Genomic DNA, 12,020 nt, shown 5'->3' with positions numbered 1-12,020 from the left:
TAGGGGCTATTACAAATCAAACTTAATTCCCTGCGCTAACGGTAGCTCAGTAGTGTAGTTTATTGTATTGGTTTGTCTACGCATATAAATTTTCCAAGCATCACTTCCACTTTCGCGTCCGCCACCGGTTTCTTTTTCGCCACCAAATGCACCGCCAATTTCGGCACCGCTGGTTCCAATATTTACGTTTGCAATTCCACAATCTGATCCTTGAACAGATAAGAAATGTTCTGCTTCGCGTAAATTGTTAGTCATAATCGCAGAAGATAGCCCTTGTACAACTCCATTCTGCAATTCTAGAGCGTTTTCAACATCTCCGCTGTATTTCATCATATACAATACAGGTGCGAATGTTTCGTGTTGTACTATTTCATAACTGTTTTCTGCTTCGGCAATTGCTGGTTTTACGTAGCATCCGCTTTCATATCCTTCACCTTCCAGAACGCCACCTTCAACTATAATCTTACCACCTTCTTCTACCACTTTATCAAGAGCATTCTGGTAATTTTTAACAGCATCTTTATCAATAAGTGGCCCCACGTGATTGTTTTCATCTAAAGGATTTCCAATTCGAAGTTGGTTATAAGCTGCAACAACAGCATCTTTAACCTGATCGTAAATGCTTTCGTGAATAATCAATCTTCTAGTAGATGTACAACGTTGTCCTGCAGTACCAACAGCACCGAACACGGCTCCAATAACGGTCATTTTAATATCTGCATCTGGCGTTACGATTATTGCATTGTTTCCGCCCAGTTCAAGAAGCGATTTTCCCAAACGCGCTGCAACAGCTTGCGCTACAATCTTACCCATTCTAATAGAACCCGTTGCCGAAACTAAAGGTACGCGCTTGTCGTTGGTCATTAATTCGCCAACTTTATAGTCGCCGTTAATCAGGCAAGAAATTCCTTCTGACAAATTATTATCGGCAAAAACTTTAGCTGCAATTTTTTGACAAGCTACGCCTGTTAGAGGTGTTTTTTCTGAAGGTTTCCAAACACAAACGTCGCCACAAACCCAAGCCAATGCTGTGTTCCAAGCCCAAACCGCAACTGGGAAGTTAAAGGCAGAAATAACTCCTACCACTCCAAGTGGGTGATACTGTTCGTACATTCTGTGTCCCGGACGTTCACTGTGCATAGTTAAGCCGTGAAGCTGACGAGAAAGACCAACTGCAAAATCGCAAATATCAATCATCTCTTGTACTTCACCCAAACCTTCTTGGTAACTTTTTCCCATTTCATAAGAAACTAGTTTTCCTAACGGTTCTTTTAATCTTCTTAACTCTTCACCAAATTGACGAACAATTTCGCCTCTTTGCGGTGCAGGTTTTACTCTCCAATCTTTAAAAGCTGAAGTAGCCGCCGTCATTACTTTTTCATAATCGTCTTTTGAGGTAGCAGTTACTTTTGCAATTACATTGCCATCTACGGGTGAATATGAAGTTATTTCCTCCCCATTTGAAAACCAATTATTTCCTGTAGAGGTTCCTAGATTTGTATCTTTAATTCCTAATTGTTCCAATGCTTCTTCAATCCCGAAGCTAGTGGTTGTTGCTTGCATATATTTATTTTTTTTATTCCCGCGAAGGCGGGAATCTTATTGATATAGTATCTCCGCCTTTCGAATAACACTTGAGATAAACTTAGGCGGAAAAATTTTAATTAATTATCTAAATTTTCTAAAGATTCCCGCCTTCGCGGGAATTTGGCAAAGGTACACAATGCATTGTAGAATGTAAAACGAAACTATATTTGATTGATGAATACAGAGTTAATCTTGTATAAAACGTTTATCGACTTCCATCACCGTTCCGCATTTGTCGCAAGTGCGAAGTTCTTCGCTTCCGAAGAAATGTTTAAAATGCTTCAAAAAATCTGTTTCAATATTATTTAAGGGAAAGTAAACTTCGTATAATTTATTGTTACAATTGTCGCAAAACCAAAGCAATCCATCTTTTCCTTCTAAATCGGTACGTTTTCTTTCAATTACCAAACCAATTGAACCGGCACTTCTACTAGGAGAATGTGGCACTTTTGCGGGATGTAGATACATATCGCCGGGACCGAGTTCCATTACTTTTTTCTCACCGTTTTCCTGAATTGCAACTTGAATATTTCCTTCAAGTTGGTAAAAAAGTTCTTCAGTTTCGTTGTAGTGATAATCTTTTCTGGCATTGGGGCCGGCGACGACCATTACGATGTAATCATCAGATTCTACGTATAAATTCTTATTGCCAACGGGTGGTTTAAGTAGATCGCGATTTTCTTTTACCCACTTAGTTAAGTTGAAAGGTTTTTTAATAGTCATTGCCGTATTTTTAATTGTTACGTAAAAATACGGCAAAATGAGCTAATAGAAAAAGGGAAGTGAGGGTTACTTTCTGTAAAAGAGTTGGGTGAAGTATGTGCGGCCTTTAGGGCACTTCATCACGCCAAATCCAGTGTGTGTGTAGTTGCCTTCAATAATAGCTTTATGTCCAGGACTTTTCAGCCAAGCGTTTACTACATCTTCGGCAGTATTGTAGCCGTAAGCTACATTTTCGCCAACCACTTTTGCGTTATCGTGGAATTTTATACCTTCAGAACGGTATCCAAAATTATCGTGATTTATTTGTCCTTTATCAATCATATAATCTGTATGATCTACAGCAAATGCCGAGGCATATTGGCTATCTAACTTAAGTGCTGTAAGCCCAATAGAGGTACGATGGTCATTTACTAACCTTAAAATTTCAGACGACATAATGGCGTCATTTTTTTGAGCCAGAGCTAAATCTATATCGTATTTAGCGGCTTCAACTTCAACAGTATCTTCTTTTGAGCAAGAAGTGAAAACGAGGCATGTTAATGCTAATGCAAGTAGGTTGCTTTTGAGTAGGTTCATAATTTTAGGGGCATCAAATTTGGGGCATGATGTTGAGACAAATATAAAACAAATATTGAATAAAAATGCTTTTAGTCGTAAAAATATTGCACTTAATCGATAAAAGACAGGTATTTTGTATTTCTTGGATAAAATCGAAATCGGCTTATCTACTATAAACATTATATATTTCACGTATATTAGTAGTAAAATTAAAACATTAGCCATGATTAAAACTTTAACATATTTTATCGCTATTTTTCTGTTTTTAGGTTGTAAAAACGGAAAAAATGACACTTCGTCGATTAATTATCCGTCTAACGACAGCAATAAATCGTCAAAAAACTTTGGAATTGTAATTCACGGAGGTGCCGGAACCATTTTAAAAGAGAATATGAGCGATTCGCTGGAAACCGCTTATATGTTAAAATTGAAAGAAGCAATTAGTACGGGCCACGAAATTTTAAAGAATGGAGGTACTTCTTTAGAGGCCGTTACCCAAACCATAAATATTTTGGAAAACTCTCCTCTATTTAATGCAGGAAAAGGCGCCGTGTTTACCCATACTGGCGCAAATGAATTGGACGCCTCCATAATGGATGGAGCTACATTAAATGCCGGGGCAGTTGCCGGGGTAAAGCATATTAAAAATCCAATAGATTTAGCCCGTGATGTTATGCTAAAAAGTGAACACGTAATGCTGTACGGTCAGGGAGCAGAAGAATTTGCCCAAAGTTTAGGCTATAAAATGATGGATACTTCCTATTTCTATACCCAAAATAGATATGAGTCTTTGCAAAAGGTTTTGGAAATGGAAAAGAGTAAAGACGAAAAGAAGGTTTCTTTTGAAGATCCCTTTATTAAAAATTCAAAATTTGGAACCGTGGGCTGCGCTGCTCTTGACAAAAACGGCAATCTTGCCGCCGGAACTTCAACGGGCGGGATGACAAACAAACGCTGGAACCGCATTGGCGATGCCCCAATTATTGGCGCTGGAACTTACGCGAATAATAAAACCTGTGCAGTTTCTTCAACGGGCTGGGGCGAGTATTTTATCCGTTCTGTTGTTGCTTATGATATTTCGGCGCTGATGGAATATAAAGGAATGACCTTACAGGAAGCCGCTTCCGAAGTTATCCAGAAAAAAGTACCAGCACTGGGTGGTGACGGCGGCATTGTTGCAATTGATAAAGACGGAAATGTAGCGATGGAATTCAACACTGCAGGAATGTATCGCGCCACAATGAATTCTGAAGGTGAATTAATTATTAAAATCTATAAAGAAGAATAAATGGAACCGTATTACGCTGTAATCTTCACTTCAATCCAAACCGAAAATATTGAAGGCTATGCTGAAATGGCAGATTTAATGGAAACTTTGGCAAAACAACAACCAGGTTTTTTAGGGATTTAAAGTGCCCGAAATGAAGTTGGCATTACCGTAAGTTATTGGCAAAGTCTTGAAAATATTAAAAACTGGAAAGCGAATCTTGATCATTTAATTGCACAGAAAAAAGGGCGTGAACAATGGTATTCCTATTATAAAGTGAGGATTTGTAAGGTGGAAAGAGAGTACGAATTTTTGGATAGTGCAAATAAAACCTCAGCTAGTATTTTCTTGCGCAACCTTTTAAAGGTTTTCTTATCTATAAATTATAAAAGTAATTTTTAAACCAACCAAATTATAGATAAAAACTACATCTAATCCTTAATAGTAAATAGATGTTGGTAAAAAACTTGCTTCCAGTAGCTTTTCTTAGCGCAATACTTTTTTCGATTTTATTTTACAAACAAGCCTTAGGGCTTAATCTTCTTATTTTTGAGGCTTCATTTGTCATTTTTCTATTTCTAACAAAACAGGTTAAGTTTTCCAGTAAAATTCAAATAGTTTGCTCCGTAGGATTTTTATTGACAGCTATTTTTACAGTAATTACCCATTCAACTTTTTCATATATAATACATTTCATATCCTTATTGGTTTATGTTGGAATTCTTAGTTATCCCTATGCAAAATCTATCATAAACATTTTTTTCATTTCAATTATTTCAATCTTTCAATCGCAAATTGAGTTTTTCAGAAGCGTAACAAACTCAAAAGTGAAAGGAAAAAGCTTCGGAAAAACTATATGGAAATTCAGAATTTTTATAATTCCCGCAGTGGTTATTTTTGTTTTTGTAGCAATATACAAGGCTTCAAATCCAATTTTCGACAAACTGACAGTAAACTTGGGAAGCGTGTTTCAAAATGCATTGGACTTTATTTTTAGTGATATTGAATTTCTATTTGTTTTAACTTTTTTACTGGGATTATTGATCAGCAATATTCTTTTATTCAGAACAAAGAGCCCTTCCCTTGGAGAAAATGATGCAAAATCCAGCGATTTATTAATAAGAAATAGAAAGAAAAATTCCAGAAGCTTTGGTACAGTAAGTTTAAAAAATGAATTGAAGGCAGCATTATTTCTGCTTTTCATTTTGAACGCAATTTTATTGATATTGAACATCACAGATATTTACTTGGTTTGGTTCAATTTTGAGTGGGACGGACAAACTTTAAAGCAGTTCGTGCACGAAGGAACTTACCTTTTAATTTTCTCCATTTTAATTTCCATTGCAATTGTTCTTTACTTTTTTAGAGGAAATATTAATTTTTACAAAAAGAATAAATTACTTAAAAAATTGAGCTATTTATGGTTGTTTCAAAACGCAATTTTAGCAATATCGGTAGGCTTTCGCAATTATTGGTATATAGAATATTTTTCGCTGGCATATAAAAGAATTGGGGTTGTACTATTCTTGATTTTGACTTTATATGGACTGTATTCAGTTTTTATAAAAATTAAAAATTCGAAGTCTGGATTTTATCTTTTCCGTACAAACGCAATGGCTATTTATATTATTTTGGTGCTAAGCTCCATCGTTAATGGGGACACTTTGATTGCGAAATATAATTTTGCACATGCAGACGAGGCCTTTTTACATTTTGATTATTTGGCAAATTTGTCAAATAAATCCTTGCCCTATTTAGACAAGTCTTTTTCTGAATTGATGAAGATTGAAAATATCCAAAAAGAAAAATTTGCTTTTGAAACTGATTTTATGAACGCTAAAGAATATTATCAACATATTGAATTCAAAAAAACAGTATTTAAAAAGGAATGGGAATCCAAAGGGTTTCTATCTTGGAATTTGCCTGAATACATTGCTTATAATAAGCTGTTTAAATGATCAATAAACAGTCTTTTTTGTTAATTCCATCCCAAATGTTAAATTTTAAAATACGATTATAAAATAGTTGAACGTTAGAAATTTAACCTCCCCACCCATAAAACGTATTTAAGTAATTATTTCAAACAAAACGATTTGGTTTTTGCTTTGCAGCCCAATCATTTTGCCTTATTTTTAAATGCTTTTAACCATCGCTTATGAAATGCCCATCTATAGAATTCAAATCAATTGAAGAAACACAATGCGGCATTCCATCTTCCGCTTTATTAAAATATTATATGCTGATGAAAACTCTGCTCAAGTTCCTGCCTGTACTTTTATTGTTTTTCGTCTTTTCCTGTAAAGACAAAGACAAGCACTCCGAAACCGACAACCTTTTCAAATTCAAGGATTATATTTCGTATAACACTTACGGAAACCAATCCATAACAACGGCCATTCGCGTTGAACTTGCAAAACCATTGGAGCAATTTGAGATGACGCAGGAACTTTCAGCTGATGATTATTTAAAAATTTCCCCATCCACAAAAGGAAAACTAATTGTTGAAAACGGCAAAACACTAATCTTCCAACCTTCGGAATATTTAAAACCGGATACAGAATATACTGTAACCGTAAAACTGAATAAATTTTACGAAGACATTTCAGCGGATTTTAAAACCTATACTTTCAGTTTTCACACCATTACCCCAAATTTTAAGGTTGAAGTAGGAAAACTTCAAAGCTATAGCAAGCAATGGCAATATGTTGAAGCATCTATTGAAGCGTCGGATGTAATTTCATTGGAAAAAGCGAAGCAATTAGTTTCGGTTTCGCAAGATGGAAAAAGTTTAAAGCTGAAATGGCCAGCGGAAGCTGCTGACGCCAAATATTTCAATTTTAAAATTGACAGTATCAACCGAAAAATAGACGATTCCGAAATCATTATTAAATGGGATGGCAAACCAATTGATGCTGAAAACAAAGGTGAAAATACATTTGCAATTCCAGGTCAAAACAATTTTACAATCATTGACATCAGTAGTACGTTGGCACCTGCCGCGCTTTTGAGCATTAATTTTTCCGATCCTTTGCTGGAAAATCAGGATTTTGCAGGCTTGGTAACTATTGAAAACACGCAGGATTTACGGTACGAAGTCAATGGAAATGTACTAAATGTGTATCCGCCAAACCGCGTGGTTGGCGATGTAAAAGTCACCGTATTTACAGGAATAAAAAACACGGAAGGTTTCGAATTGAAGAAGGAATTTTCAGAATTGGTTTCCTTTGAACAGTTAAAACCCGCCGTTCGGATGATTTCAAAAGGCGTCATTCTTCCAAATTCTACTTCAACGCCGGTTTATTTTGAAGCGGTAAATCTTTCAAAAGTCGATGTTCGCATCATTAAAATTTACGAAAATAACGTGTTGCAATTTCTTCAAAGTTATAATTTGAATGATAACAATACCTACGATATTAAACGCGTGGGAAGACGAATTGCCAAAAAAACCATCACCCTTCAGAATGACAATTTGGGCAACAACGGCAATTGGAAAGCCTACGCCATCAATCTTTCGGAATATTTTAAGGCAGATCCCGGCGCTATCTATCAGTTGGAACTCAGTTTTAAAAAGGATTATATTACTTACGATTGTGCCGAAATGATTTCGGAAGAAGATAATTCCGAAGATAACGGATATTCTGATGATTATTACGAAGATGACCCCTATTATGCCAACGATACCACCGAAGATGAGGAACTACGCGAAGAGCGCTATTGGGACAATGAAATTTACCGCTGGCGGAATTACACCTATAATTGGGAGCAGCAGGACAATCCGTGCCACCCCGCATATTACAACGAAGAGCGCGTAGTTACCGCAAATATTTTGGGCTCCGATTTAGGATTGATTGTGAAAAAAGGCAACAATAGATCGTATCATTTTTTTGCTACGAATCTTATTTCCGCAAAGCCTGAGGGCGGAGTAAAAATCAAACTTTTTAATTATCAGCAGCAATTAATTGAAACCGTTACTACTGAGAGTGATGGATCCACTCTTTACGATAGTAACAGAAATGCAGCTTTCGCCGTAGCTCAAAAAGGAAACAATTATGCCTACGTTAAACTGGAAGACGGTAACGCCCTTTCCATGAGCAATTTCGACATTTCGGGGAATGAATTGCAAAAGGGCTTAAAAGGATACACTTACACCGAACGCGGCGTTTACCGTCCCGGCGACAGTATTCACCTTACTTTTGTGTTGAACGACAACGCAAATCCTCTTCCGAAAAACCACCCCATTACACTTTCAGTAACCGATGCCCGTGGAAAACTTGTGCAAAGAAGTGTTTTAAATTCGAACAAATCTGAAACAGTAATCCCCCCTTCGGGGACCAGAGGGCTGAAGGGTTTTTATTATTTCCCAATCGCAACAGACGCGTCTGCACCAACCGGCAATTGGAACGCGACAATAACCGTGGGCGGCGCGCAATTTTCGCATACTTTAAAAGTGGCGACTATTAAACCAAATCGTTTAAAAATTAAGCTGGATTTTGAAGATGAAATCCTCGATGCAACAAAGCCCGTAAAAGGAACCGCAAGCGCAATGTGGCTTCACGGCTCGCCTGCGCGCAATTTGAAAATTGATATGACCGCTACGCTTCGCGCCAGCAATTCCGCTTTTCCGAAATATTCAAAATACAATTTCATCGACCCAATCCGAAAATTTGAGGAGGTTGAAATTCCTATTTTGGATGCGCAACTTTCTTCGGAAGGCAGTACTTCTTTCAGCCAAAACCTGGAAGTTGGAAAGAACGCTCCCGGAATGTTGAAAGCTACTTTTTTAACGAAAGTGTACGAAGGCGGTGGCGATTTTTCAATGGATATTTTTTCAAAGGATTTAGCGCCATTCTCACATTTTGTCGGTTTAAAATCGCCCGAAGCCGGCCGTTACGGTTCTTATTTTACAGATGAAAACACAAATTTTGATGTGGTTTCCGTAGATGCCCAAGGCAAAGCTGCAGCCAATCGCGAACTGGAAGTAAAAGTCTTTAAAATTGAATGGCGTTGGTGGTGGAATCGGGGAGAAGACAATCTTTCAACCTATGAAAATTCAACCGTGCATCGTCCGGTGAAAGAATTCACCGTAAAAACCGATGGCAGCGGAAAGGGGAAATTCACAGTAAATATTCCCGAAGAAGAGGGCGGAAGATATTTAATTCGCGTAATCGATAAACAATCCGGGCACGCAACAGGGCGCATTACATATTTCTACCGAAATTGGTGGCAACGCCCAAGCGACGGTGATGCTGAAAGTGCACGAATGTTACTTTTTTCCGCAGATAAAGAAAAATACAACGTTGGCGAGGAAGCGTTTATAACCTTTCCTTCAGGAAGTGATGGCCGAGCTTTGATTAGCGTTGAAAACGGCACCGAGGTTTTAACAACGCATTGGATTGAAACCAAAAAGGGCGAAACCAAAGCTGCGATAAAAATTACAAAGGAAATGGCGCCGAATATTTATGTGAATATTTCGCTGTTACAGCCGCACAGCCAGACGAAAAATGATTTGCCAATACGGCTTTACGGCGTTATTCCGCTTTCGGTGGAAGATCCTTCAACTGTTTTGCATCCACAAATTACGATGCCAAATGTGTTGAAACCTGAGGAAAATTTCACCGTAAAAGTTTCCGAGGAAAAAGGCAAACCGATGACTTATACTTTGGCGGTTGTGGATGAAGGTTTATTGGATTTAACCCGCTTCGCAACGCCTGATATTCACGATGCTTTTTACAGTCGTGAAGCTCTGGGCGTAAAAACCTTTGATATGTATGATTACGTGATTGGCGCGTATTCCGGCAGCGTGGATAATATTTACGCAATTGGCGGTGGCGATGCGGCTTTGGGTGCAAAAAACCGAAAAGCGGACCGGTTTAAACCGGTTGTAAAATATCTTGGACCATTCGAACTCGCCGCCGGAAAAACAGCGACGCATACTTTAGTGATGCCGAATTATGTGGGATCCGTTCGGACTATGGTAATTGCCGGTGATAAAACGAAAAGTGCCTACGGAAGTGTCGATAAAACTACGCCCGTCCGTACACCATTAATGGTGCTGGCTTCGCTTCCGCGGAAATTGTCGCCGGGCGAAACCGTTACGCTTCCCGTTACCGTTTTTGCGATGGAAAATAAAGTGAAAACTGCTACGATTACTGTGAAAACTGGCGATGCATTGAAACCGAAAAATGGTGCTTCAAAAACTGTTTCTTTCAGCAGTCCGGGCGAGCAAATTGTGAATTTTGAATTCGAAGTTTTACCAACCAAGAAATTTCAAACTATTGAAGTAACCGCTTCTGGCAACGGCGAAAAGGCGAGTTATAAAGTAGAAATCGATGTGGAAAACCCGAATCCTATTTCGCAAAAAGCTATAAATTATACGTTGGATGGAAACGCTTCGCAAACCATTACTTTTGAAACTTTTGGCGTGCCCGGAAGCAATGCTGCGATGCTTGAATTTTCAACCTTGCCACCGATGGATTTTGGCAAACGAATGGAATATTTAATCCACTATCCGTATGGCTGTTTGGAACAAGTTACATCGTCGGCCTTTCCGCAGCTTTATTTAGCAGATGTTTTCGACATAACTTTCGAAAAAAAGAAAGAAATCGAGAAAAACGTAAAAGCTGCAATTGAACGTTTGGGCAGATTTCAACTCCCCAATGGCGGACTTTCGTATTGGCCCGGCGAACGGGAAGCGGATGAATGGAGTACCAATTTTGCAGGTCATTTTATGCTCGAAGCCAAGCAAAAAGGGTATGCGCTTCCTATAAGTTTTATGAGCAATTGGTTGCTATATCAACAAAATGCAGCACGCCAATGGCGAAATAGTTACAAGGTTTACAATTCCAGTTTAACGCAGGCTTATCGGCTTTACACATTGGCGCTGGCTGGAAAACCGGAATTGGCATCGATGAATCGACTTCGCGAAAGCAAGGAATTGAGCAATGATGCAAAATGGCGTTTGGCTGCTGCGTACGCTTTGGCTGGAAAAAAAGAAGTTGCACAACAAATTGCACAAACGGCCAACATAAATTTTGTTCCGCAGAAGTATGATTATTACACTTATGGCTCGCCTTTCAGAAATAGGGCGATGGCTTTGGAAACTTTGGTGCTTTTGGGTGATTCGAAACAACGCGATTTAGCGATTTCTGTTGCGAAGGATTTGTCATCCGGAAATTGGTACAGCACCCAGGAAACTTCGTATGCGCTGATGGCAATGGCGAAAATGGTTGCCAAAAACGGCGGAAAAGCGATGGAACTTACGTTTACAAATGGCGGAAAATCTGTTAAGGTAAAAACCGATCGGGCCATTGCGCAGCGCGATCTTTCGTTTGTAATGGGAAGTAATTCCGTTTCTGTGACCAACTTAAAAGGAAATGTGGTTTACGTTACGCTTTCACAACATGGAAAACTTCCATTGGGAAAGGAACTTGCCGAACGACGCAATCTTTCATTGAAAGCCGAATATTTGGACGGTGTCGGGAAACCAATGGATATTTCAACTGTAAGACAGGGAACTGAAATCATTGCAAAGGTGAGTGTAACCAATACTTCCAATAATGAAATAAATAATGTGGCGCTCTCAAAAATCTTCCCAAGCGGCTGGGAAATTGTAAACACAAGTTTTTCTGAATTGGGTGGCGGCGCAAGTGGAAATGCGCGATACACAGACATTCGCGACGACCGCGTGAATTTTTTCTTCGATTTAAAGAAAAATGAAACGAAAACTTTCGCCGTGAAATTAAATGCATCCTATTTAGGAACGTATTATTTGCCCGGAACGCAGGTTGAGGCTATGTATGATAATAGCTATTATGCGAGGAATAAAGGGATGTGGGTAACGATTGAACAGTAAAATTCTTATATTTACTTATAATTAATAGTCTGA

6 protein-coding genes and 1 pseudogene are annotated in these 12,020 nt (G+C 38.4%); 4 read left to right on the top strand and 3 right to left on the bottom strand.

The genetic code is table 11. The features are described 5' to 3' along the window. Positions 1 to 9 precede the first annotated feature (9 nt). The 3 genes from amaB to VZD24_RS04080 form a co-directional block, all read right to left on the bottom strand. Positions 10 to 1,563: an L-piperidine-6-carboxylate dehydrogenase gene (gene amaB, locus VZD24_RS04090; protein WP_279449653.1), complete on the bottom strand. Its 1,554-nt coding sequence runs from the start codon at positions 1,561 to 1,563 to the stop codon at positions 10 to 12. 210 nt (positions 1,564 to 1,773) lie between these two features. Then, positions 1,774 to 2,310, bottom strand: a complete 537-nt coding sequence (locus tag VZD24_RS04085) for a 3-hydroxyanthranilate 3,4-dioxygenase (RefSeq protein WP_279449654.1) — start codon at positions 2,308 to 2,310, stop codon at positions 1,774 to 1,776. 66 nt (positions 2,311 to 2,376) lie between these two features. Next, the gene (locus VZD24_RS04080; RefSeq protein ID WP_279449655.1) at positions 2,377 to 2,886 is read right to left on the bottom strand and encodes a CAP domain-containing protein; all 510 of its coding nucleotides are present in this window, start codon (positions 2,884 to 2,886) and stop codon (positions 2,377 to 2,379) included. A gap of 205 nt (positions 2,887 to 3,091) precedes the next feature. Here VZD24_RS04080 and VZD24_RS04075 point away from each other — a divergent pair, with 205 nt between their 5' ends. The 4 genes and pseudogenes from VZD24_RS04075 to VZD24_RS04060 all read left to right on the top strand — a co-directional run bounded on the left by VZD24_RS04075 (position 3,092) and on the right by VZD24_RS04060 (position 11,987). Beyond that, positions 3,092 to 4,156 carry an isoaspartyl peptidase/L-asparaginase family protein gene (locus VZD24_RS04075; RefSeq protein WP_279449656.1) on the top strand — a complete coding sequence of 355 codons (1,065 nt, stop codon included), beginning with the start codon at positions 3,092 to 3,094 and terminating at the stop codon, positions 4,154 to 4,156. After that, a pseudogene (locus VZD24_RS04070) lies at positions 4,157 to 4,447 on the top strand (antibiotic biosynthesis monooxygenase family protein); the annotation flags it as partial. A 140-nt stretch (positions 4,448 to 4,587) separates the two neighbouring features. Further along, the gene (locus tag VZD24_RS04065) at positions 4,588 to 6,093 is read left to right on the top strand and encodes a DUF4153 domain-containing protein (protein WP_342686784.1); all 1,506 of its coding nucleotides are present in this window, start codon (positions 4,588 to 4,590) and stop codon (positions 6,091 to 6,093) included. A gap of 284 nt (positions 6,094 to 6,377) precedes the next feature. Next, positions 6,378 to 11,987 carry an alpha-2-macroglobulin family protein gene (locus VZD24_RS04060; protein WP_342686785.1) on the top strand — a complete coding sequence of 1,870 codons (5,610 nt, stop codon included), beginning with the start codon at positions 6,378 to 6,380 and terminating at the stop codon, positions 11,985 to 11,987. The last annotated feature ends 33 nt before the right edge of the window (positions 11,988 to 12,020 follow it).

The sequence above is a fragment of the Aequorivita flava genome, assembly GCF_038742595.1.
Lineage (GTDB): Bacteria > Bacteroidota > Bacteroidia > Flavobacteriales > Flavobacteriaceae > Aequorivita > Aequorivita marisscotiae.
This window is presented reverse-complemented; position numbering and strand designations above follow the sequence as displayed.

What these genes read in the sequence shown, in the direction of transcription:
- VZD24_RS04080 (WP_279449655.1), bottom strand. Translation starts at nt 2,886, where the DNA reads ATGAACCTACTCAAAAGCAACCTACTTGCATTAGCATTAACATGCCTC.
- VZD24_RS04075 (WP_279449656.1), top strand. Translation starts at nt 3,092, where the DNA reads ATGATTAAAACTTTAACATATTTTATCGCTATTTTTCTGTTTTTAGGT.
- VZD24_RS04065 (WP_342686784.1), top strand. Translation starts at nt 4,588, where the DNA reads ATGTTGGTAAAAAACTTGCTTCCAGTAGCTTTTCTTAGCGCAATACTT.
- VZD24_RS04085 (WP_279449654.1), bottom strand. Translation starts at nt 2,310, where the DNA reads ATGACTATTAAAAAACCTTTCAACTTAACTAAGTGGGTAAAAGAAAAT.
- amaB (WP_279449653.1), bottom strand. Translation starts at nt 1,563, where the DNA reads ATGCAAGCAACAACCACTAGCTTCGGGATTGAAGAAGCATTGGAACAA.
- VZD24_RS04060 (WP_342686785.1), top strand. Translation starts at nt 6,378, where the DNA reads ATGAAAACTCTGCTCAAGTTCCTGCCTGTACTTTTATTGTTTTTCGTC.